A 23,252-nucleotide genomic window follows, 5' to 3' on the forward strand; every position below is an offset into this window, starting at 1 on the left:
GTTACTCTGCTGCGGCTTCTTCTGCTGCGGGAGCTTCCGCTGCTGCGCCCTCGGCGGCAGCTTCGGTTTCAGTTTCCTCGGCGATTTCAACGGCCTCGGAGATGTTGATGACCAGTGCCTCGGCGTCGGTCAGCAGGACGGTGCCCTTGGGCAGGACCAGGTCGGAGCCGTGGATGTGCTCGCCGGCGCCGCGGCCTTCGATGCTGACGACGACGGACTCGGGCAGGTGGGTGGCCTCGGCTTCGAGGGACACGACGGTCAGTTCCAGGTTGTGGACGGTGCCGGGGGCGGTTTCGCCTTCAACGTGGACCGGAACGTCAACCGTGACCTTTTCGCCCTGGCGGACGGTCAGGAGGTCGATGTGCTCGATGATCTGCTTTACGGGATCGCGCTGGATGTCCTTGACCAGGGCCAGGTGGCCTTCGCCGTTGATGTCCAGGGACAGCAGGGCGTTGGCGGTGCGGACCGCGAGGGTGGTGGCCTTGGCCGGGAGGGTGACGTGGATGGGCTCTGCGCCGTGGCCGTAGATGACGGCGGGGATCAGGTTGGCCATCCGTGCGCGGCGGGCGTAGCCCTTGCCAAATTCGGTGCGCAGTTCTGCTGCGAGCTTCTGCTCAGACATGGAAAACTCCTTGAAGACTAAACGGTGTTCAGCAAGGGCGGAGGTCTGGTGTGACCTTCAACGCCGGGCGGCCCGGAGGCGGCCCTTCAAGAAGGCGGTCCCTGCGAAAGGACCTGCAGACCCAGTCGATAACGGAGGCTATGCCCTCCCTCGCCAAGGTATCGCCTAAGAGACTACCAGCACGGCGACCTTTTCCTTAAATCCCCACCGGCCCCCTGAGCCCGCAAGCTCGCCCAGGGAACGCTGCCGGCGGGGTTTCGTCAAGTACTGTCCTAGGCCTTGCCGTCGAAGAGGCTGGTGACCGAACCGTCGTCGAACACTTCATGGATGGCCCTTGCAATCAAAGGCGCGATGGAAAGCACCGTGAGCTGCGGGAAGCGCTGGGACGAATTCAGCGGCAGCGTGTTGGTGACCACCACTTCGCGGGCACCTGACTCGGAGAGGCGCCGGGCTGCGGGGTCGGAGAACACGGCATGGGTGGCCGCGATGATGACATCCTTGGCGCCGGCGTTCTTCAGGACGGTGACGGCCCCGGAGATGGTTCCGCCGGTGTCGATCATGTCGTCGATCAGGACGCAGGTGCGGCCCTCGATCTGGCCCACGACGGTCTTGGAGACGGCCTGGTTGGGGACGGTGAGGTCGCGGCTCTTGTGGACGAAGGCCAGGGGCGCGCCGCCCAGCCGTTCGGCCCACTGTTCGGCGACACGGACGCGGCCGGTGTCCGGCGACACCACGGTGATGTTGTCCGAACCCACCCGGGTGCGGATGTAGTCGGCCAGCAGCGGGATGGCCATCAGGTGGTCAACCGGGCCGTCGAAGAAGCCCTGGATCTGGGAGGTGTGCAGGTCCACGCTCATGATGCGGTCCGCACCGGCGGTCTTGTAGAGGTCCGCCACCAGCCGGGCGGAGATCGGCTCGCGGCCGCGGCCCTTCTTGTCCTGGCGGGCATAGGGGTAGAACGGCGAAACCACGGTGATCCGTTTGGCGGAGGCCCGCTTCAGCGAATCGATCATGATCAGCTGTTCCATGAGGTGGTTGTTCAGCGGGGCGGGGTGGGCCTGGATCACGAAGGCGTCGGTACCGCGGACGCTTTCACCGGCCCGGACGTAGATCTCACCGTTGGCGAAGTCGTAGGCATCCAGCGGGAGGAGTTCGGTGCCGAGCTCCTTGGCGATTTCCCTTGCCAGCTCAGGATGTGCCCGCCCGGAGGCGAGCACCAGCTTCTTCTCGCCGTGCGCCGTAATTTCGCTCATTGTTACTTGCCCTCTTCTGTAGATGCCGGGGTACTTGAGGAGTCGTGGGTGGCCGCCTGGGCCAGCTCGGCGGAGCGGGTCCCCGGGCGGTGCGCCGGGACCCAGCCTTCGGTGTTGCGCTGGGCGGCGATGCTCAGGGCAAGGGCGCCGGCCGGTACGTCCTTGCGGATCACCGCGCCGGCGCCGCTGTAGGCACCGTCCCCCACGGTGACCGGGGCAACAAAGACCGTGTTGGAGCCGGTGCGGACACCTGAGCCGATCACCGTGCGGTGCTTCTTCTCGCCGTCGTAATTGGCCGTGATGTTGCCGCAGCCGATGTTGGTGTCCTCGCCGATTTCCGCGTCCCCGGCGTATCCCAGGTGGGACAGCTTGGAGCCGCGGCCAATGGTGACGTTCTTGGTTTCGTAAAAGGCGCCGATCTTTCCCTTTTCACCAAGCACGGTGCCGGGGCGAAGGTACGTGAAGGGGCCGACGGCGGCGCGCGGGCCGATCACCGAGCCGGAGCCGTGGGTGCGGACCACCGTGGCGCCCTCGCCGACTTCGACGTCGGTCAGGGTGGTGTCGGGGCCCACGACGGCGTCCCTGGCCACCGTGGTGGTGCCGTGAAGCTGGGTGTTGGGCAGGAGCCGGACGTCCTGGTCCAGGGTGACGGACGAATCGATCCACGTGGTGGCAGGGTCCACCACGGTCACGCCGGCACGCATCCACGCTTCCACGGTGCGGCGGTTCAGCTCTGCACCGAGGGCGGCCAGCTGGACGCGGTCATTGGCGCCCTCCACCTGCCAGCGGTCGGCGGTGACGACGGCGGCCACGCGGCCGCCTGCCTCGCGTGCCAGTCCCAGCACGTCGGTGAGGTACTTCTCGCCCTGGGCGTTGTCCGTGGTCACCTTGGCCAGCGCGTCACGGAGCACGGCGGCGTCGAAGGCGTAGATCCCGGAATTGACCTCACGGATCAGCCGTTCGGCCTCGGAGGCATCCTTGTGTTCGCGGATGCCGGTGACGGAGCCGTCCTCTCCGCGGAGGATGCGGCCATAGCCGGCGGCGTCATCCAGGACCGCGGTGAGGACCGTAACGGCGTTGCCGTCGCGCTCATGGGTGGCAACGAGTTCCGTCAGCAGCCCGCCGGACAACAGCGGCACGTCGCCATAGGTCACCACGACGGTGCCGGTGAGGTCCTGGTCAGCGTGCAGCGCCTCAAGCGCGGCTTCAACGGCCCGGCCCGTGCCCGGGACATCATCCTGGTCCACGATCACTGCCTGCGGATCCAGCGCCGCCACGTGCGCTTCCACCAGGTCGCGTTCATGGCGCACCACGATGGCAAGGCGCTGGGGGGCGATGCTGCGGGCGGCGCGGAGGGCGTGGCCCACCATGGACAGGCCGCCGATTTCATGCAGGATTTTGGGGGTACGCGATTTCATCCGGGTACCGGCGCCTGCTGCCAGAACAATTACAGCGGCCGGGCCGGCATTCTCGGGGATCACGTACGGGCTCTCCTTGCTTCGTTGTGCTGGCGCTTGGCGGAACCCGGCGGGCCAAGCCGCCGGGCACCGGGTGCCATCCTCATGATCGCGCCCCGCGCAGCAGTTCCGCCCATAGGATTCGAACCTATACTCCACGGCTCCAAAGGCCGGGGTGCTGCCGTTACACCAGAGCGGACCGTGCCGGAAGTCTCAAGCCCCGGGCACAAGTCCCTATTTTGCCACGGGTTCAGGGCCCTGCGCGACACGGGGCATTTGGCCGCCGCCCGTCCCGCCGAATCCCACCGCCGGCGGTGGGGCATGATGGGAAGGTGAGCAACAACCTTCCGCGGATGCGGATGACTGGCCTGCAGCGCCGAAGCCAGCTGATCGACGTCGGCCGCGGCCTTTTCGCCGCCCGGGGGCTGGATGGAACCACCATTGAGGAAATCGCCGCCAGCGCGGGAGTGTCCAAACCGGTCATCTACGAACACTTCGGTTCCAAGGAGGGGCTGTACACCGAAGTGGTGGACTGCGAATTCCACATCCTGCTGGACGCCGTCAACGCCGCCCTGACCGAGCAGGCCAAACCCCGCGTCCTCGTCGAACGGGCCGCCTTAGCCCTGCTCACCTATATCGAGGAGCGCACGGAGGGTTTCCGTATCCTTATGCGCGACGCTCCCCCGTCGCAGCCCGAGGGCGCGTTCTCCACCCTGCTCTCCCACGTCACTGCCCGCGTGGAGCACATCCTCTCCGACGAGTTTTCCCGCCGCGGCCTCAGCGGCGAGGACGGCGCCATGTACGCCCAGATGCTCGTGGGCATGGTGGCCATGACCGGCCAGTGGTGGCAGGACAGCCGCCAGCCGGACAAGCACACCGTGGCCGCCCACCTGGTCAACCTCGCCTGGAACGGCCTCACCGGCCTGAAAAAGGACCCGGAGCTGCAGTCAGAGTTCTAGGCGCTGGTCACCTTCGCGGCGCAGGGCCGTCTCCGGCACCCAAGGTGATCTAGTCCCCCAGGAGCTCGGAGGACTCCAGCCACTCGAGTTCCAGGGCGTCTTTTTCGTCCGTGAGGTCCTTGAGCTGCTTGTTCTGGTCGGCGAGCTTGTCGAAGTCGCCGGCTTCGGTGGTCTTCAGCATCAGGTCGTGAAGCTTCTTTTCGTCTTGGTCGAGCTTCTTGAGCTGCCGTTCGATCCGGTTGAGGGCTTTGCGGGCCTCCCGCTTTTCCGCCTCGGAGGGGCCCGTGCCAGTCGCTGCTGCCGCGGCCTGGGCTGCACTGGTGACGGGGTTTCCGCCGCCCGTGACGGTTGAACCGGCCAATGCCGCTTCACGCAGTTCGAGGTACTGGTCCACGCCGCCGGGAAGGCCGCGGAGCCTTCCGTCGCCGAGCAGGGCCATCTGGTGGTCGGTGACGCGCTCCAGCAGGTAGCGGTCGTGGCTGACCACCACCAAGGTGCCCGGCCAGCCGTCCAGGACGTCCTCCACGGCAGCCAGGGTATCGGTGTCGAGGTCGTTGGTGGGCTCATCGAGCATCAGCACGTTGGGTTCGCCCACCAACAGCCGGAGGAGCTGCAGGCGTCGCCGCTCACCGCCGGAGAGGTCGCGCACGGGTGTCCACTGCTTCTGGTTGGTGAATCCGAGCTGCTCCACCAGCTGGCCGGCCGTGAATTCCTTGCCGCCCACGTTGAACGAACGCTTTTCCCGCTCGATGACCTCGATGACGCGCAGGTCAGCGACGTCGTCGAGCTCCTTGACTTCCTGGGTGAGGACCGCGGTGACCACGGTCTTTCCCCGCTTCAGCCGGCCGGCGTCGGGCGTGATCTCGCCGTTGAGCAGCTTCAGGAGGGTGGTCTTGCCGGCGCCGTTGACGCCCACCAGGCCGAGCCGCTCCCCCGGTGCGAGGCGGAGGGTGATGTTGTCGAAGAGCTTCCTGCCCTCATCGCCCTGGAAGTTCAGGGACACGTTCTCAAGGTCCAGGACGTCCTTGCCCTGGCGCGCGGTGGCCATCTTGCTCAGGGCCATCGAGTCGCGCGGAGCCGGAACGTCCGCGATGAGCGCGTTGGCAGCCTCGATCCGGAACTTCGGCTTGGCGGTGCGGGCCGGGGCGCCGCGGCGAAGCCAGGCCAGTTCCTTCTTGACCAGCTGCTGGCGCTTGCCTTCGACCACGGAGGCCATCCGGTCCCGTTCGGCCCTGGCCAGCATATAGGCGGCGTAACCGCCTTCGAAGGGGTCCACGATGCCGTCGTGCACCTCCCACGTCTTGGTGCAGACTTCGTCGAGGAACCAGCGGTCGTGGGTGACCACCAGGAAGGCGCCCTGGTTGGGCCGCCAGCGCGTCTTCAGGTGCCGGGCCAGCCAGGCCACACCTTCGACGTCGAGGTGGTTGGTGGGTTCGTCGAGCATGATGACGTCGTGGTCCTCGATGAGGAGCTTTGCCAGGGCCACGCGCCGCTTCTGGCCGCCGGAGAGGGCGTGCACGTTGGCATGCCAGTCGACGTCGGACACCAGCCCGCCCATGATCTCGCGGATTTGCGGGTTCCGCGCCCACTCATAATCCGCCTGGTCGCCCACGATCGCGGCGCCGACGGTCAGGTCGCCGTCGAGCACGTCGCTTTGGTCCAGGTACCCGACATTGACGTCACCGCGCTTGGTGACCCGGCCGGAGTCGGGCGTGGAGCGCAGGGCCAGCAGCCGCATCAGGGTGGACTTGCCGTCACCGTTGCGGCCCACCATGCCGATCCGGTCCCCTTCCTCCAATCCCAGGGTGATGCCGTCCAGGACGGTGCGGGTCGCGTAGGAAACCGTGAGGTTCTCGCCGCCAAGAAGGTGTGCCAAGGGAACTGCTTTCTGCTGCCGGACTGGAAGTATTAAAGGAGGGTGTCGGAGATGATGCGCGCGCCCGGGACCGGGCCGTGGACAGGGAGCGCCGTCAGGCCGTAGCGCTGCAGGTCCTCTGCCAGGGCAGCGGCCGCAACGGAGTCCTCGGCCAGCAACGCCACGGTGGGACCGGATCCGGAGACCATGCCTGCGATGGCGCCATGGGATTCACCGATTCCCAGCGTATCGCGCAGCGCAGGCGCGAGTTCAACGGAGGCACGCTGCAGGTCGTTCACCAGTACGCGGCCCAGGGACTCGGCGTCGCCACCCCGCAGGGCCGCGAGGATTTGCGGATCAACCCCGGTGGGTTCTTCGGCGTCGATTCCCCCGGCCCCGCGCAGGCGGTCCAGGGTCCGGTACACCTCGGGCGTGGAGAGGCCGTAATCCGCCACTACCAGCACCCAGTGGGTTTGCGCCTTGGCCAGGGCCGGAGACAGTTCGTCCCCCAAGCCGAGGCCGACGGCGGTTCCGCCCAGGAGCGAGAACGGGACGTCAGCGCCCAGTTCCGCTGCGAGGTGGGCCAGCTCCTCACGGGACAGCCCGCTGTTCCAGAGGGCGTCGCAGGCCAGGAGGGTGGCAGCGGCGTCGGCGGAACCACCGCCCATGCCGCCGGCCACCGGTACCCGCTTGGTGATCTCCAAATGCACGCCGGTGGCGTGTTCGGAGACGTCGGCCATGATGGCGGCCGCCTTGTAGGCCAGGTTGCTGCTGTCCAGGGGGATGTCGACGTCGTCGAGGTCCAGGGTGCTTTCCGGACTGAGGCTGATGGTGATCCCGGGGGCAGCGGTACTGGTGGCGGCCACTTCCTCGTACAGGGACACCGCGAGATAGACGCTGGCCACCGAGTGGTAGCCGTCCGCCCGCAGCGGCCCCACTGCCAGGGACACGTTGACCTTGCCGGGCGCCTTGACCCGGACGGTCCTGGCAGCGAACCGCCCTGCCGCGCTCACGGGCGGTTTTCCCTGGCTTCGGCGATCCGGGCGAATGCGGCGATGTCGATGACTTCGCCGCGGGCGGTGGGGTCCACGCCCGCCGCGAGCAGGCAGCGTTCGGCTTCCGGTGCTCCGCCGGCCCAGCCGGCCAATGCCGCACGGAGCGTCTTGCGCCGCTGCGCAAACGCAGCATCCACCACGGCAAACACCTGCTCGCGCGTGGCAGTGGTGGCCGGTGGTTCGCGGCGGGTGAAGGCCACCAGGCCCGAGTGGATTTTCGGGGCCGGCCAAAAGACGTTCATGCCGATCACACCGGCCTTGCGCATCTGGCTGTACCAGGCGGCCTTGACGGACGGCACACCGTAGGTCTTGGATCCCGGCCCGGCGGCCAGGCGGTCCGCTACCTCGTCCTGAACCATCACCAGTCCGTGCTTCAGGCTGGGGAAATGCTGCAGCAGGTGCAGCACCACGGGAACGGCCACGTTGTACGGCAGGTTGGCCACCAGGGCGGTGGGTTCCACCGGCAGTTCGGTGACCTTCATGGCGTCGGCGTGCACCAGGTGGAAGGCGTTGGCGGCGGCGGGCCGCCATTCCTTCACGGTCTCGGGGAGCCTTGCGGCGAGGACAGGATCGATCTCGACGGCGACGACCGCCGCTGCGGCATCGAGCAGGCCCAGCGTCAGGGAGCCGAGGCCAGGACCGACCTCAAGCACCGTTTCGTCCGGCCGCACGCCCGCGGCCGCAACAATGCGGCGGATCGTGTTGCCGTCGATGACAAAGTTCTGGCCCAGGGTCTTGGTGGGCCTGACCCCGATTTCCGCTGCCATCCGCCGAATGTCGGAGGCACCGAACAGCGGTGCGGGCACGGCGGGGATCGGTTCAGTCACCTAGGTATCCTATCCCGCGCGGCACGCCGGACCCTCCGGTTAACGGCAATGGCCGGCCCCGGAGTACCCGGGGCCGGCCATTGCCGTTAGCTGCGCTTGTGCCGTGCGGATCAGCGGCTGGCTGCCCAGCCGCAGCCCCACGGCGACAGGCCGCGCTGCGCGTAGACGCGGTTGGCGATGTCGATCTGCTGGGCTTTGGTGGCGAGGCTCGCGTTCGGGGCGTAAGCGCCGCCGCCGGCACCGATCCAGGTCTGGATGTCGAACTGCAGGCCACCGTAATAACCGTTGCCGCTGTTGATGCTCCAGTTGCCGGTGGACTCGCACTGGGCGATCTTGTCCCACATGGCCTCGTTCATCATGGCCGGTGCTGCCGCGCCGGTGTTGGCACCTGCAGCGGCGGGGGCCGCCGCGGCCTGGACGGCCGGCTTGGCTTTGGTGCCCACGGTGACCTTCTCGGTGACGGGCTGGACTGCGACATTCTCCGACACCAGGGTGCGGGAGGCCTCCCGGCCATCCACGAGCACCAGCTTGAAGGTGCGCTCGATCTTCCCGGCGGTCCCGGCCTGGGTCACCTGCTTCTCACCCTTAAGCATGTCAGCGCTTTCGGCGGTGACCGTATCGAAGGGGACGTCCTCGCTGGTGACCGCGGTCTGGCCGGTGTCCACCCGGGAGACCTTGATGACCATGTTGTTCACCACGTTGGCGTTGGCCGGCTGCGAGGTGCGGTCGTTGGCGCCGAGGGTCACTCCGGAGTCTTCAAGGACCTTGCCCACTGTGGGGGCGGTGGTGGTGGCCGTGTTGACCTTGCCGTCCGCGACGATGCTGACGGTCTTGGGCGTGGAAATGGCGACGTAGGAACCAGCCAGCGCAAGGGTGGCATCCTTCGGCGCCGACACGGAGGAGGCGCTGGCCACACCGAGTTCGGTCACCAGGTCCTCGACGTCCTGCGCCGTGGTGTTGACCGTCTTCTCGGCCCCGTCAAGGCTGACCTTGACTTCCTTGGCCTGGTTGATGTTGATGATGGTGCCGTCCTGGACGGTGGCGTCCAGGGAGGGCGAGACGCGGTCGCCGGGCTTCAGGTCCAGGTTGGCGCTCTTGACCACCTGTGCCACTGTTCCACCAAAGGACTGCACGGACGACGCTTGGCCGTCCACGTTGAGCGTGACTGTTTTGTTATTGCCCACGAAGGCTACGAGGCCTGCGACCAGGCCGCAAAGCACCAGCAGCTGGGCGCCAACCTTTATAAAGCTGAACTTGCCGTCCGATGTGAAGAACTTGATCACGATTGCCCGTAACTCTCGGTCCATCCGGGCACGGGGAATGCGCAATAAAATGCCCGGAGCAACCTCGAAAGGAGGGTCCGGGCACCGGTGCGCCGCCACACTCCGCACAGCTGAATGGCCGGATATTGGTCAAGCCGGGCCGGCTGCAAGTGGAGTGAAATTACCCGTTGGCCTTCCCCGACCCCGGCTAATAGTTGTCCACTGTAACCGTAGCGTTATAAAGCAGCCAACATTTTTGCATACCAGGTATACGGCCGGCGGTGGTGCGGCAGGCAGCGATCAGGACCAGGATCCGTATGCCCGTACGGTATTTTCGCTGATTGCGGTGCACAGGGCGGCAAGGTCGGAGCCTGTCAATTCTGCCATGGCCCGCACGGTGTAAGGGACCATGTAGCTCGCGTTCGGACGCCCCCTGTGCGGGTGCGGCGTGAGGAACGGGGCGTCCGTTTCCACCATGACAAGCTCCCGGTCAGCGACCGCGAGCGCGGCCCGTAGGTTTGCAGCGTTCTTGAACGTCAGGGTGCCGGCGAAGGACATCCACCAGCCCTGCTCATTGCACGTCCTGGCAAGGTCTTCATCCCCGGAGAAGCAATGGAACACCACCCGTTCCGGCGCCCCTTCCTCCCGGAGTACCCGGACCACGTCACCGTGCGCGTCCCGGTCATGGATCTGCAGGGTCAGGTCCAGCCGCTTTGCGATATCGATGTGGCGCCGGAACGAGTACTCCTGGTGCCGCAGCCCCGCCCCTTCCGTGCGGTAGAAGTCCAGCCCGGTTTCGCCGATGGCCCTGATGCGGGGATGCGCGGCGAGCTGTTCGATCTCGGCAAGGGCCGCTTCCAGTTCACCCCGGGCCGCGTACTGCGGGGCATCGTTGGGATGCAGTGCCACCGCTCCCAGGAGCCGTTCGTCCAGGTCCACCGCTTCCACTGTGAACCGCGAGGACTCCAGGTCGCAGCCAACCTGCACAGCACCCAGCACCCCGACGGCCTCTGCTGCGTCGAGGGCAGCCTTGACCCCTACCGGGCCCTTTCCTTCCGGGAAGTCCAGGTGGGTGTGGTTGTCCATGACCGGGACCGGCAACGGTTCCGGCGCCGGCGGGAAATCCCTGCGGCGTCCTGCGTCGGGATCCGTGGTTGCATCTGCGGCAGGCGCCCGGTAGGCGGGGGGAATGGACGAGTCGCACATCCAATCAGCCTAGCGGCCACATGACTCCCCCATATTTGCCGGAACTCTCTGTCAGGCAGGGCAGTTGTGTTAGTAGTCTGGAACGAACACACGCGCACGCCCACCGAGGGGCGAAGGCAGGCTTGCTGTCACGTCCAGGTGAAACCCGGGCTGAAAGGTTGCCGATGGAACCCCACCGACGCACTGCCAACAATGGAAGCGCACCGAACCTCAACCTGGCCGGCGTCGCCGATCCCGTCAGCCACCTGAACGGCCACAGGCCGGCACCCATGGAGTCCGGGGCCTTCCACGCAGCCGCGCAACGCATCCTGACCACCGTCAACACGGTCATCGACGGCAAATCCGATGCCGCCAAGCTGGCGCTCACTGTCCTCCTCGCCCAGGGCCACCTGCTGGTGGAGGACGTGCCCGGCGTCGGAAAGACCCTGCTGGCAAAAACCCTTGCCCGCACCATTGACTGCACCGTCAACCGCATCCAGTTCACCCCCGACCTCCTGCCCTCCGACGTCACGGGGGTGTCCATCTACAACCAGGCCTCCAGGCTCTTCGAATTCCGGCCCGGTGCAGTGTTCGCCAACATTGTTATCGGCGACGAAATCAACCGGGCATCCGCCAAGACCCAGTCCGCACTCCTGGAATGCATGGAGGAGCACCAGGTGACGGTGGACGGCACCTCCTACAAACTCGATGAGCCGTTCATGGTGGTGGCCACCCAGAACCCCATCGAAATGGAAGGGACGTATCCGCTGCCCGAGGCACAGCGGGACCGCTTCATGGCCAGGATTTCCATGGGCTACCCGGACAAGGACGCCGAGATCGAGATGCTCGAGACCCATCAGGCGGTCTCGCCGCTGGCGAACGTCTCCCCCGTGGTCACAGCCGGCGATGTCGCCGCCATGATTGCCAGCGTCCAGCAGGTGTTCGTGTCCGGGCCGGTGAAGGAATACACGGTGTCAGTGGGCAGGGCCACGAGGGAAAGCCCGCTGCTGCGGCTCGGCGCGAGTCCCCGGTCCATGCTGCAGCTGCTGCGCGCCGCCAAGGCCACGGCAGCCCTGGACGGACGCGATTTTGTCCTTCCGGACGATGTAGGCGACGTGGCAGAGGCAGTCCTGGCGCACAGGATCATCCTTGACCGGAAGGCTGCCGGCGCCGGCGAAACACCGCACAGCGTCCTGCGGGGCATCCTGTCCAGGCTGCCCGTGCCGCAAGCTGCCGCCGGGCAGCCCGACCGGGCCGGGGCCGCCGCCGGCAGCAGAAACCGCTAGGCGGATGCCATGGCCCTCCTGGACAAGCTCCCGCGGCACCTGTTCACCAGGCGCGGGTGGGGCATGCTGGCAGCAGGCGCCTTCGCGCTCGCTGCGGCCCAGGTCATGGGACGCCGTGACCTCCTGACCCTGGCACTGCTGCTGCTTCTGCTGCCCCTTGTCTCCCTTGCCGGCGTCCGCCTCGTCAAACCGCGTTTCCGGGTCTACCGGGAATTCAACCCCTCTCCGGTGGAAACCTCGGCGCCGGCGGTGGTCTCCCTCGCGGTGGCCAGGACCGGCCCGGGCAGCGGGCGGGTGGTCATGGAGGAGCGGCTCCCGGCGCAGTTCGGCCACCCGCCCGCCTTCCGGTTCCCGTCCCGCGCCGCCACCGGCGGCACCAGCCGCTACGAATACCACCTCACGTCCAGGTATCGCGGGCAGTTCAGGATTGGACCGGTCACGGCCGAGTTCACCGACCCCTTCGGTCTGTCGCTGCACCGGCGGTCCATTGACGACGGCGACGTCCTCACCGTGACGCCTGCCGCCGTCGTCCTGCCTGCCACTGGATTGGCAGGAGCCCGGGGCAACGACGGCGTCACCGCCACGCGGGTCCGGGCGAACCCGAGCGATGACGACGTAATGACCCGCGAATACCGCCACGGCGACCCGATGCGGAGGGTCCACTGGGCTGCCACGGCCAGGCACGGGGCACTGATGGTCCGGCAGGAGGAATCCGTGACCACGCCCGAGGCGACCATCATCCTGGACCACCGTTCCGGTGCGTTCGCAGGTGGGCCGGGCACTTCGTCCCCGGGGCTGCGGGGCCACGACGGGCATGCGCCGGCCACCAGCGACACGTTTGAATGGTCGGTTGTTGCTGCCATGTCCGTCAGCGCGCACCTGGCCGAACGCAATTACGGCCTTCGCCTGCTGGATGCCGGAGGCGAACCAGCGTTCCTGCACTCGCCCTCTTCCCCCGAGCCGGCGGCCGAGGAGTACAGCGGCCCGTCCGGCCTGCAGTCGATCGCCGAAAGCCTGGCTGCGATCCACCTCTCCGGCCCGCTCCACCCACGGCGGGACGGCGTGCTCCCGGACAAAGGCGGGCGTGCCGCGGAGCACCGGGCCGCGGGAACGCGGACGCATCCGGGCATCGACCAGGGGCCGCCGGCGTTTGACGACCACTTGATGGACAAGCTCTCCGCCCACCGGATGCGGGGGCCGCTGATTGCAGTGCTGGGCCGGATTACCGGCGAGGAAGCGGCGGCCCTGGCTCCGGCTGCCGCATATGGCACGGACGCATTCGCCCTCCTGGCGGTGGAACGTCCCGCGGAGTTCCAGCATGTCCTGGAGGTACTCCGGCAGGGCGGCTGGCGGGCAGTGGCCGCGGGGCCCAACACCCGGCTTTCTGCGGTGTGGGGCCAGTTCGGGCAGGATCCGGCCCTCCCGGTGGCGCCGGCGTCGGAGGTCCGCCGGGGAGCGGGGGTGGCCAAATGACCATGGCACCGGCCCGGCAAACGGGTGAGGGGCAGCAAGCGCACGACAATCCCTGGGTGCCTGCCCGGCGAACGGGCCCGGGGGCCTATCCCTGGGCCATGGCGGCAGCCATTGCAGCGGCGGCCTGCGGCGCTGCCCTGTCCCTGAACGGCGTCCTTCGCGGCTGGAACTGGTACTGGGCCGCCATGACCACGGTAGTGGCGGTGGCCTTCACCATGGCAGCACTCCGTTCCGTCCGCGCCCAGCCCCTGCTGGTGACGGCCGTCGGGTTCGTGGCCCTGGGCGGGGTGCTGACCCTGACGTTTTTCCGCAGTTCCAGTTTCCTTTGGGTCTTCCCCACCGGAGCCACACTGCCTGAGCTGGACAAGTTGATCCAGCGCGCCAGCGAAACAGTCCTGGCCGAGACAGCGCCCGTGGCGCCGAACGCCGGAATTGTCATGGTGGTCTGCGCCATTCTCGGCCTGGCCGTCATCCTGGTCGATGCCCTCGCGGTGCCGTTGGGCATGCCCGCGGCTTCCGGCGTCGGGCTGCTGGCCCTGCTGGTGGTCCCGGCCATGATCAAACCCCAGAGCGTGGGCGCCTGGAGTTTCGTTGCCACGGCGGCGGGGTACCTGCTGATCCTTGCCTGCAGCCAGTGGTTCGCACCGGACGGCAGGGTGCAGGGCGGGTCGGCACGCAGCCCGGGGCTGATGCGGCGGGCTGCCGTCACCGGCGCCGTAGCCCTGGCCGCCACCCTGGTGTTGCCCCTGGCCATTCCCGGCTTCGACCGTGGCACCTTCCCGCAGGGATCACGGCTGAACCCGTGGGGCAGCTCCACCGGCCTCAACCCGATGATCACGCTGGGCAGCAGCCTGCGCACCCCTGACGGAAGCGGCAGGATCACGTACGCCACCAATTCGCCCGTACCTCTCTACCTTCGCTCGGTGACGGTGGAGAATTTCGACGGCGACTCCTGGGGCCCGGATGACCGTACCGGCTCCAGGGTTCCGCTGGACGGCCGGATCGACCCCGGCTATCCGGTCCTCACCGACGAGCAGGTGCGCCTTGTCACCGCCATCGACGCCGGGTCCTTCACGAGCCCGTACCTCCCGGTCCCCTATGCGCCGGAAACCGTCAGCGGCCTGGGCGGCCAGTGGACCTGGGATCCCGCCACGCTGAGCATCAAGGGCACTGACACCACCACCCGGCGGCAGGAATACCTGGTGACCTCCGCGGTGCCCAAGCTCACTTCAGCCCTGCTGGCCCAATCCTCGGGTCAGGCCCGGGGCATCGCCGACGTGTTTACCAGGGTCCCGGGCAATGTGCCGGACATTGTGAAAACCACGGCGCAGAGCGTGGCTGGAGGCGCGGGGACTCCATACCAGAAGGCCATGGCCATCCAGAAGTACCTCCGGTCCTCCGAGTTCACTTACTCGCTCCAATCACCGGTGCAGGGCGGCTACGACGGCAACGGGCTCTCGGTCCTGGCCGACTTCCTGCAGCAAAAGAGTGGGTACTGCATCCACTACGCCTCCGCGATGGCGGTAATGGCAAGGCTGGAAGGCATTCCGAGCAGGATTGCCGTGGGTTACGCGCCGGGCAGGCTGACCGGGGCCAGCATCACGGTGGCCGGGCAGGGCTCGCTCCCGGAGTACGAGGCGGATGCGCGCGACGCCCATGCCTGGCCCGAACTGTACTTCCAGGGGCTTGGCTGGGTGGCGTTCGAACCAACGCCCTCCCGTGGAGTTGTTCCCGATTACGCCACCGAGGCTTCGGCATCATCCGGTGCCGAGTCCCTGGGCAACAACGACGGACTCATTCCTGATATTGCCCCGGTGCCCTCACCGGCCGGCACGGCAACTGCACAGCCCGTACCCGGCGCAGGCGGCAGCGGCACCGGCGACGGCCCGCAGTTGCTGCCTTGGCTCCTCGGCACGGCCGGAGCCGGCGCCCTGCTGCTCCTGGCCGGCGCCCCGCATATGGTCCGCGCCGGCACCCGGTCGCGACGGCTGCACCCCAAACGTCCGGACCTGGCAGTCCCCCTGGCGTGGAGCGAACTGAGGGACCTCGGCACCGACTATGGGCTGCCGCCCGGAGAGAGCGAGACGCCGAGGACCTATGCGGCCCGGTTCCGCAGCGCGCTGCTGGGCGAGCCGGACGGTATGGACCGGGACGCCCACGTGGCGGTGGCATCCCTTACCGCGGCCTTCGAACAGCACAGGTACGGCCGTCCCGGCAGTGAAGGGCCGGCGGGCGAGGACTTTGCTGCCGGGGTTGCCGCCGTGGAGGAGTCCCTCCAGGCGAACGCTACCCGGTCCAGGCGGTGGGCGGCCTCCTGGCTCCCCCGGTCCGTCATGCGCCGCCTGGGGCTGCTGCTGGGAATGCCGTTCAGCGCAGCGGGCCGTACCATCCGGAACCTGCCGCGTCCCGGGGGGCGGGCGGAGCCAGTAACGGACGACGCCGGCAGCAGGTCCCGCGGCGGCTGAACACACAGTGCCGGCCGGGAAATTTCCCGGCCGGCACTGCGCTGGTCTCCAGCCGGAATCAGCCGGCGTATGGGTCGGCGATACCGATGTACTGCGTGTAGAGGTACTCCTCGATGCCTTCCAGCCCGCCTTCACGGCCCAGGCCTGACTGCTTCACGCCGCCGAACGGCGCCGCAGCGTTGGAGATGACGCCGGCGTTCAGCCCGAGCATGCCGGTCTCCAGCTTTTCGCCCATCCGGATACCCCGGTTGATGTCCTTGGTGAAGACATAGGCCACCAGTCCGTATTCGGTGTTGTTGGCCAGGCGGACAGCTTCGTCTTCGCTGCCGAAGGTGATGATCGGGGCCACCGGGCCGAAGATTTCCTCGGACAGGATGCGCGTTCCCTCGGCGACTCCGGACAGGATGGTGGGCTGGTAAAAGTAGCCCGGCCCCTCCACCGGTCCGCCGCCCAGGACGGCCTTGGCGCCGGAAGCGACGGCGTCGGAGACCAGTTCGTGGACCTTGTCCCGGCTCTTCGCATCGATCAGCGGCCCCACCTTGGATTCCGGCTCAGTGCCGCGGGCCGTGGTCATCTCCTTCATTTTCGCGGCGAACTTCTCCGCGAATTCGGCCGCGACGGACTCGTGGACGATGAACCTGTTGGCAGCGGTGCAGGCCTCGCCCATGTTGCGGAGCTTCGCCGCCATGGCGCCGGTAACGGCGGCGTCCAGGTCGGCGTCCTCGAAGACCAGGAACGGGGCATTGCCGCCGAGCTCCATGGAGGTGCGCAGCACGTTCTCGGAGGCATCGGCCAGCAGGCGGCGGCCAACTTCGGTGGACCCGGTGAAGGACAGCTTGCGGAGGCGGGAGTCCTTGATCAGGGGTCCGGTGGTAGCCCCGGCCGTGGAGGTGGGAATGACGTTGAGGACACCAGCGGGCAGGCCGGCCTCCTGCATGACTGCGGCGAACAGCTGGGAGGTCAGCGGGGTAAGGTTCGCCGACTTCAGCACCATGGTGCAGCCGGCCGCGACGGCGGGGGCAATCTTGCGGGTGGCCATGGCCAGCGGGAAGTTCCACGGGGTGATCAGCAGGCACGGACCCACCGGCTTCTTGGTGACCAGGAGGCGGGACTTGCCGTCGGGGGAAACGGAGTAGCGGCCAAAGGCACGCACTGCTTCCTCGGAGAACCAGCGCAGGAATTCAGCGCCGTAGGTCACTTCGCCGCGTGCTTCGGCCAGCGGCTTGCCCATTTCCATGGTCATCAGGAGGGCGAAGTCTTCGGCCCTCTCCGTCACCAGGTCGAAGGCCCGGCGGAGGATTTCGCCGCGTTCGCGGGGCGGGACCTTGGCCCAGGACTCCTGGGCTGCTGCGGCAGCGTCCAGGGCCGCCGCACCGTCCTCGGGGCCGGCGTCGGCGATGCTCAGCAGCACCTTCCCGGTGGCGGGATCCTCGACGTCGAACGTCTTGCCTGAAGCGGCGTCGCGCCACTCACCGTTGATGAGCAGCCCGGTGGGAACGGAGGCCAAAAGCCGGGTTTCGCGCTCGGCGGTAACGGCCGGCTGTGCAGTGACAGTCACGATGACTCCCTCGTCGGTAGGGTTGTGGCAGCCCGTCGCCGCGGCCGGAGTGACCGGGATCATGGGGCTGATTAACAGCCAGACTACTGCGGGGCCCTGCCATGGTCTACGCCGTTGCGCACTGCGGATTCGCTGCCGTGCTGTGCAGCTGCACAGCACGGCACCATGCTTCCAGAGTTGGCTGCCGGGCGTCCTGTTAGGGCCTTAGCGGGCGGCGAGGACCGCTGAGTAGAGCTCCCGCTTGCTGACGCGGACGTCTTCGGCGACGGCGGCGACCGCCTCCTTCAGCCGGATGCCCTGGGCCACCAGTTCGTTGACCGCCGCCACATGGTCTTCCGGGGTGCCTGCCGCCTGTTCGGGGGCGCCGCCCAGGACCACGGCAATCTCGCCGCGGACCTCGTTGTCCTCGGCCCACTGGAGGAGTTCGCCCACCGTGCCGCGGATGACTTCCTCATAGGTTTTCGTCAGTTCGCGGCACACTGCGATCCGGCGGTCCGGGCCGAACCTTTCCCGCAGGGCCCGCAGCATTGCCTCGAGCCGGTGCGGGGCCTCGAAGAACACCATGGTGCGCCGCTCCCCCGCCAGGTCAGCCAGGCGGGAGGCCCGCTCGCCTGCCTTGCGGGGCAGGAATCCTTCGAAGCAGAACCGGTCCGTGGGCAGGCCGGAGAGCGCCAAGGCGGTGAGCACGGCGGATGGCCCAGGAACAGCGGTGACGGGGAGTCCGGCTGCGATGGCCCCCTCCACCAACCGGAACCCGGGGTCCGAGACCGCAGGCATCCCTGCGTCGGTCACCATCACCAGCGTGCTGCCTGCACGTACCTGGTCCAGCAGCTCGGCGGTCCGGGTGGCCTCGTTGTGCTCGTGGTAGCTGATGATGCGGCCGGCAACCGCGACACCCAGGCTTTGGACCAGGCGGTGGAGGCGCCGGGTATCCTCGGCCGCCACGATGTCCGCCGTTCCCAGCAGTTCCACCAGCCGGGCGGAGGCATCGCCCGTGTTCCCGATGGGAGTGGCGGCAAGGACAATCCGCCCCGCCGTCGCAGGGCCGGGCTCGGGAAGGGTGCTGGGGTTCGGGTCCACCCACCAAGCCTACTGCTGCCGGGTCTTCCAGCCGCAAAAGGTAGCATGGGGCTCGTGACGCAGACCTCGACGCGGCCCGCCGGGGCCGGGAAACCCAGCCCGGCGGCATCCTCCACCGGAACCGGCGCCACTGCGGAAGAGACGGCCGGGACGACTTCCCGGGCCTGGATCAGCCGGCCGGACGAAGCGTTCACCGTCGAAGCGCTCAAGGCGAGGCTCATCGGCACCGCCACCTCGTGGCGCGACTATCCGGCATCACTCCGGCTCTGGTTCATCCTGGTTCCGGGCCTCACGGCGGTAGTCGCCGGCCTCCTCCGCTTCGTCCGCCTGGAAGTGCCGCACAAGCTGGTCTTCGACGAGACGTACTACGTCAAGGATGCCTACTCCTACCTCATCAGCGGTTACGAACGCAGCTGGCCGGACAAGGCCAACGATTCCTTTAACGCCGGAAATCCGGACGTCCTGCTGAACACCCCCGAATACGTGGTCCACCCGCCGGTGGGCAAATGGATGATCGCGGCCGGCATGTGGCTCTTTGGGCCGGAGAACCCCTTTGGCTGGCGCTTCGCGGCGGCCCTCACGGGCACCCTGACCGTGCTGCTGGTCTCACTGATCGCCCTGAAACTGTTCCGCTCGCTTCCACTGGCCGGCGCCGCAGGGCTGCTCCTCGCCGTCGACGGCCACCACCTGGTCATGTCCCGCACCTCCCTGCTGGATGTCTTCCTCACGTTCTGGATCCTCGCCGCCTTTGGGGCACTGCTGATGGACCGCGATGACGGGCGCCGCCGCCTGGCCCACCGGCTGGCCCGCGCCGCTGCCGCGAACGGCGGCCAGCCCCCGGCCGCGGCGCTGCTGGCCGGACCATGGCTGGGCGTGCGCTGGTGGCGGGTTGCCGCCGGGGTCTGCATGGGACTGGCCGTGGGAACAAAATGGTCGGGCCTGTTCTTCCTGGCCGGGTTCGGCATCCTCACGGTGCTGTGGGACCTCAATGCCAGGCGTGTGGCGGGCATCCGCGGCTGGATCAGCGGCGGAGCTATCCGGGACGGGATCCCGGCCTTCCTGGGGATGGTCCCCGTGGCAGGGATCGTCTACTCGGCCACCTGGACAGGCTGGTTCCTGTCGGACAACGCCTACTTCCGCCATTGGGCGGAAAGCAACCCGGCGGCGGAATGGAGCTGGCTCCCGGACTCCGTACGGTCCCTGATCCACTACCACCTGGAAGCGTACAAATTCCATCAGGGCCTGAGCTCCGAGCACCCCTACCAGGCCAGCGCCTGGAGTTGGCTGGTGATGGGGCGGCCCACGTCTTTCTTCTATGAGTCCCCGCCCCAGGGCACCCCCGGCTGCAATGTGGAGAAATGCACCTCTGCCATCCTGTCCGTGGGAAACCCGCTGGTCTGGTGGCCAGCCGCCATTGCCTTGCTGGTCCTGCTGTTCTGGTGGGCCGGACGCCGGGACTGGCGTGCCGGGGCGGTGCTCGCCGGAGTCGCCGCGGGCTACCTGCCGTGGTTCATGTATCCCGAGCGGACCATGTTCTACTTCTACGCGGTGTCCTTCGAACCCTTCCTGGTCCTTGCCCTGGTATATTGCCTCGGCCTGGTCCTGGGCCGGTCCTCGGATCCCCCGTGGCGCCGGCGCTCGGGACTGTACCTGGTGGTGCTGTTCCTGGCGGCGGCAGTCCTGCTGTCGGCATTTTTCTACCCGATCTGGACCGCCGAAGTGATCCCGTACGTCGACTGGAAGGTGCGGATGTGGATGCCATCCTGGATCTAGGGCAGGATGGCAAGGGAGACCTGAAGGAGCCGCTGCCGCGGCGTGGCAGCGGAAACGGAGACCTGCTGTGAGAGAAGCGAGCACGGAACTGCTGGTTGAGCTTGACGCCAACAGCAACGTGACTGACCTGCTGCTGGAGCAGCACGCCGCCAACCCGGCCCACGCCCTGTACCGGCGGAAGGGGCCCAACGGCTGGGTGGACATTTCCGCGCAGAAATTCCTGCAGGACGTCAGCGCCCTGGCCAAAGGCCTGATCGCCGGCGGCCTGGAGCCCGGCGACACCGTGGCGGTCATGTCCCGAACTTCCTATGAGTGGACTCTGGTGGACTTTGCCATCTGGTTTGCCGGCGGCGTCACCGTACCTATCTACGAAACGTCCTCCGCAAGCCAGGTGCAGTGGATCATCCAGGACGCAGGAGTCCGCCGCGTGTTCGCCGGCGACCGCGCCATTGTACAGCTCGTCAGCGGCGTGGTGGCAGGTTCCGCCGAGCTCAGCGACCGCCTGGTCAACGTGGTGCGGATGGATTACGACGGCGAGGCCCCGGACCTTGCCAGCCTCGCCGCTGCGGGCACGGGCGTCAGCGACGCCGAGCTGGAGCGCCAGCGGAGCCGCGCAGGGCTGGCCGATCTCGCCTCGCTCGTCTACACCTCCGGCACCACGGGCAAACCCAAGGGGTGCGAGATCACGCACGGTAACTTCGCCCTGGTGGCCAGGAACATCGTTGCGTTCCTGCCGGAAATCCTGCAGAAGGACCAGGCCCGCACCCTGATGTTCCTGCCGCTGGCCCACGTGCTGGCCCGGGCCGTCCAGGTGGTGTGCCTCGCAGCGGGGGCAACCCTGGGGCACACCCCTGGCGCGGCGCAGCTCCTGGAAGACCTTGGGTCGTTCCGGCCCACTTTCCTGCTGGTGGTGCCCCGCATCTTCGAAAAGGTCCGGGCGACGGCCGCGCACAAGGCCGCCGTCGCAGGCAGGGGAAAGTTGTTCGATGCCGCGGCGGCCGCCGCCATCGGGTACTCCCGGGAACAGGACCGGCAGAGCCGGGGCGACGGTCCGGGCCCCGGCCTGCTCAGCAGGGCCCGGCACGCCGTGTATGACCGCCTGGTGTATCCCCGCCTGCGCCAGGCTTTGGGCGGAGAGGTTGGATACACCGTCTCCGGCGCCAGCCCCCTGGCCTCCGATGACGCACACTTCTTCCGCGGCGCAGGCATTCCCGTCCTCGAAGGTTACGGGCTGACCGAAACCACAGCGCCCTGCACAGCCAACACCCCGTCCCGGACCAAAGTGGGAACAGTGGGGATCCCCGTGCCCGGGACCACCATCCGGGTGGCCGAGGACGGCGAAATCCTGGTCAAGGGAATTGGCGTGTTCAAGGGCTACCACAACAACCCGGCAGCCAATGCTGAATCGTTCGTGGACGGGTTCTTCCGCACCGGTGACCTGGGCGCACTGGACAAGGACGGCTTTTTGACCATCACGGGCAGGAAGAAAGACCTGCTGGTGACCGCCGGCGGCAAGAACGTAGCGCCTGGACCCCTGGAGGAGAAGATCCGCACCCACCAGCTGGTAGGCCACGCGGTGGTGGTGGGCGACGGCAAGCCCTTCATCTCAGCCCTGCTGACCCTGGACCCGGAAGGGGTTGCCAACTGGCGGTTAGAGCGGGGCCTGCCCCCGCTCCCCCTCACGGAAGCTGCCGGTGACCCCCTGATACTGGCCGCCCTCCAGGAGGCGGTGGACCTTGCGAACCGGACGGTGTCAAAGGCCGAGTCGGTGCGGACCTTCAGGCTGCTCGACGCCGAGTTCACTGTGGAGTCCGGGCACCTGACGCCGTCGCTCAAATTGAAGCGGTCCGCCGTGGTGACGGAGTACCAGGCGGAAATCGCCAAAATTTACGGCTGATCCACCAATTCCTGCTCCGCCAACGCCTCCCGGGCCTCCGGCGCAACGCCGCGGCGGCGCCGGGTGGGCCACGTGAGCACCAGCGTCACGAGGGACGCCAGGAGAACCAGGCCCGCAATGGCGATGCCGGCGTCGATCCAGAACTGGCTCGGGAACAGCCTGATCAGCGTGTCGTCCAGGCTGAAGGTCCAGGACCCGTCGGCAAAGAAGACGCGGTGGAATTCGGTGAAGAACTGCTGCCAGCCCAGGGCCGCCAGTGTGCCCAGGCCCAGGATCAGGACCAGCGTGATGATGGAGCCTGCGAAGAGCCCTCGCCGGACCCCGCCGGTGCTGCGCCTGCGCAGGTACAGGATGGCGATCAACGCCAGGAGCAGCAGCAGCGCACCCGCGCCGACGGTGGAGAGGATGACGGCCTTGACGTCAGCCATGTGGCTGACTTCGCCGTCCTTGAAGAGCTTTTCCCCGCTCCGCTGCACCAGGTCGCCCAGGTACCTGGGGCCGGCCCAGTTGAGGAGGTAATCCACGGCGTAGGAGCCGTAGGTCATCCTGTCGTCGGTGCTGAATCCGTAGCCGTCGCCCGGGAACCCTGGACGGTTGTACTCCACCCAAAGGAAGAGCGGGGTGGTGACCGCACGGACGGCCACGATCAGGAGGATGAACGGGTAGATGATCGCGAGCAGGACCTGCATGAAGCGCGGCGCCACAGGCTTGGCGTTCGCTGCGCTTTCACGCTGGGCGTTGCGGCGCTCCACTTCCTCTTCGGGGGGACGGACGTGGAGCGCAGAAGTAGGAAGGGGTTCCTTGAACACCGGCGAACCGGGGCTGCCGGCCGGCTCATCCGCTGAAGAGGCGGCAGCCGACGATGCGGCGCCCGGACGTCCGGCTGTGTTGCTTCCGGGAGCGGAGGATTCGACGGCGGCTTCGGCGGCCTTGCGGTGGGCCCGGGTTTCCGGCTGCGGGGTTTTGCCCTTTGCCGCAGGTTCCTGGCGGGCCGCCTTGTCCATGCCGGCTTCTTCCCCACCAAGCTTGTCCCCGCGGGGCTCTTCCCCACTGTTCGTGTCCGCGTCAGCAGGCGTCAGCCAGGAGAACGCGGGCTCGTCGGAATCCCCGGACGTATCCAGCAAAGGCTCCGGCTGCGGCGCAGCGCTTTTGGCGCGGACCGGTGTTTCGTCATTCACAGCAGCGTCACTTCCGTTGGGTTCCGCGCCGGTTCCATTCCGCCGACGCGATTCATTCTGCTGACGA

At 67.7% G+C, this 23,252-nt stretch carries 17 protein-coding genes and 1 tRNA gene; 6 read left to right on the top strand and 12 right to left on the bottom strand.

Features of this window, described 5'->3' with window-relative positions; translation table 11 throughout:
• Position 1: 1 nt before the first annotated feature.
• The 4 genes from PV772_RS15315 to PV772_RS15330 form a co-directional block, all read right to left on the bottom strand.
• Complete coding sequence (locus PV772_RS15315) at positions 2-622, bottom strand: 50S ribosomal protein L25/general stress protein Ctc (RefSeq protein WP_141161137.1); 621 nt, start codon at positions 620-622, stop codon at positions 2-4.
• 272 nt (positions 623-894) lie between these two features.
• Positions 895-1,875 (bottom strand): ribose-phosphate diphosphokinase, encoded by a 981-nt coding sequence (locus tag PV772_RS15320; protein WP_141181059.1) that lies wholly within the window; start codon positions 1,873-1,875, stop codon positions 895-897.
• Between the two features lie 2 nt (positions 1,876-1,877).
• Positions 1,878-3,356, bottom strand: a complete 1,479-nt coding sequence (gene glmU / locus PV772_RS15325; protein WP_141161139.1) for a bifunctional UDP-N-acetylglucosamine diphosphorylase/glucosamine-1-phosphate N-acetyltransferase GlmU — start codon at positions 3,354-3,356, stop codon at positions 1,878-1,880.
• Positions 3,357-3,459: 103 nt separating this feature from the next.
• A tRNA-Gln gene (locus PV772_RS15330) sits at positions 3,460-3,531 on the bottom strand.
• 133 nt (positions 3,532-3,664) lie between these two features.
• On the opposite strand from PV772_RS15330, the gene PV772_RS15335 reads away from it, so the two are divergent.
• On the top strand, positions 3,665-4,291 hold the full coding sequence (locus PV772_RS15335) for a TetR/AcrR family transcriptional regulator (protein ID WP_347886689.1): 627 nt from the start codon (positions 3,665-3,667) through the stop codon (positions 4,289-4,291).
• A gap of 49 nt (positions 4,292-4,340) precedes the next feature.
• On the opposite strand, the gene PV772_RS15340 is transcribed toward PV772_RS15335, so the two are convergent.
• From PV772_RS15340 to PV772_RS15360, 5 genes are all read right to left on the bottom strand, one after another.
• On the bottom strand, positions 4,341-6,167 hold the full coding sequence (locus PV772_RS15340) for an ABC-F family ATP-binding cassette domain-containing protein (RefSeq protein ID WP_347886690.1): 1,827 nt from the start codon (positions 6,165-6,167) through the stop codon (positions 4,341-4,343).
• A gap of 32 nt (positions 6,168-6,199) precedes the next feature.
• Positions 6,200-7,159, bottom strand: coding sequence for a 4-(cytidine 5'-diphospho)-2-C-methyl-D-erythritol kinase (locus PV772_RS15345; protein ID WP_347886691.1), 960 nt, complete (start codon positions 7,157-7,159; stop codon positions 6,200-6,202).
• Positions 7,156-8,028 (bottom strand): 16S rRNA (adenine(1518)-N(6)/adenine(1519)-N(6))-dimethyltransferase RsmA, encoded by an 873-nt coding sequence (rsmA, locus tag PV772_RS15350; protein WP_347886692.1) that lies wholly within the window; start codon positions 8,026-8,028, stop codon positions 7,156-7,158. Before rsmA ends, PV772_RS15345 begins: the two co-directional genes overlap by 4 nt.
• 110 nt (positions 8,029-8,138) lie before the next feature.
• Positions 8,139-9,335, bottom strand: coding sequence for a resuscitation-promoting factor (locus PV772_RS15355; protein WP_307360482.1), 1,197 nt, complete (start codon positions 9,333-9,335; stop codon positions 8,139-8,141).
• Positions 9,336-9,590: 255 nt separating this feature from the next.
• The gene (locus PV772_RS15360; RefSeq protein ID WP_347886693.1) at positions 9,591-10,496 is read right to left on the bottom strand and encodes a TatD family hydrolase; all 906 of its coding nucleotides are present in this window, start codon (positions 10,494-10,496) and stop codon (positions 9,591-9,593) included.
• Between the two features lie 164 nt (positions 10,497-10,660).
• Here PV772_RS15360 and PV772_RS15365 point away from each other — a divergent pair, with 164 nt between their 5' ends.
• Genes PV772_RS15365 through PV772_RS15375 form a run of 3 tightly spaced genes read left to right on the top strand, consistent with a single transcriptional unit; the run spans position 10,661 to position 15,699 of the window.
• Positions 10,661-11,761 carry a MoxR family ATPase gene (locus PV772_RS15365; protein WP_307360486.1) on the top strand — a complete coding sequence of 367 codons (1,101 nt, stop codon included), beginning with the start codon at positions 10,661-10,663 and terminating at the stop codon, positions 11,759-11,761.
• 9 nt (positions 11,762-11,770) lie between these two features.
• Entirely contained in the window at positions 11,771-13,234 is a 1,464-nt protein-coding gene (locus PV772_RS15370; protein ID WP_347886694.1) for a DUF58 domain-containing protein, read from the top strand.
• Positions 13,231-15,699, top strand: a complete 2,469-nt coding sequence (locus PV772_RS15375; RefSeq protein WP_347886695.1) for a DUF3488 and transglutaminase-like domain-containing protein — start codon at positions 13,231-13,233, stop codon at positions 15,697-15,699. Before PV772_RS15370 ends, PV772_RS15375 begins: the two co-directional genes overlap by 4 nt.
• Positions 15,700-15,757: 58 nt before the next feature.
• Here PV772_RS15375 and PV772_RS15380 read toward each other — a convergent pair whose 3' ends face one another.
• Both PV772_RS15380 and rsmI read right to left on the bottom strand, forming a co-directional pair.
• The gene (locus PV772_RS15380) at positions 15,758-17,257 is read right to left on the bottom strand and encodes an NAD-dependent succinate-semialdehyde dehydrogenase (protein ID WP_141161149.1); all 1,500 of its coding nucleotides are present in this window, start codon (positions 17,255-17,257) and stop codon (positions 15,758-15,760) included.
• Between the two features lie 204 nt (positions 17,258-17,461).
• Positions 17,462-18,337: a 16S rRNA (cytidine(1402)-2'-O)-methyltransferase gene (rsmI, locus tag PV772_RS15385; RefSeq protein WP_141161150.1), complete on the bottom strand. Its 876-nt coding sequence runs from the start codon at positions 18,335-18,337 to the stop codon at positions 17,462-17,464.
• A 45-nt stretch (positions 18,338-18,382) separates the two neighbouring features.
• Here rsmI and PV772_RS15390 point away from each other — a divergent pair, with 45 nt between their 5' ends.
• Positions 18,383-20,110, top strand: coding sequence for a phospholipid carrier-dependent glycosyltransferase (locus PV772_RS15390; protein ID WP_141161151.1), 1,728 nt, complete (start codon positions 18,383-18,385; stop codon positions 20,108-20,110).
• 67 nt (positions 20,111-20,177) lie between these two features.
• Positions 20,178-22,007 carry an AMP-dependent synthetase/ligase gene (locus tag PV772_RS15395; protein ID WP_141161152.1) on the top strand — a complete coding sequence of 610 codons (1,830 nt, stop codon included), beginning with the start codon at positions 20,178-20,180 and terminating at the stop codon, positions 22,005-22,007.
• On the opposite strand, the gene PV772_RS15400 is transcribed toward PV772_RS15395, so the two are convergent.
• Complete coding sequence (locus PV772_RS15400; protein ID WP_347886696.1) at positions 21,998-23,185, bottom strand: TIGR01906 family membrane protein; 1,188 nt, start codon at positions 23,183-23,185, stop codon at positions 21,998-22,000. The genes PV772_RS15395 and PV772_RS15400 overlap by 10 nt on opposite strands.
• Positions 23,186-23,252 lie beyond the last annotated feature (67 nt).

It is taken from the genome of Pseudarthrobacter sp. CC12 (genome assembly GCF_039907755.1).
In the GTDB taxonomy this organism is placed as follows: domain Bacteria; phylum Actinomycetota; class Actinomycetes; order Actinomycetales; family Micrococcaceae; genus Arthrobacter; species Arthrobacter niigatensis.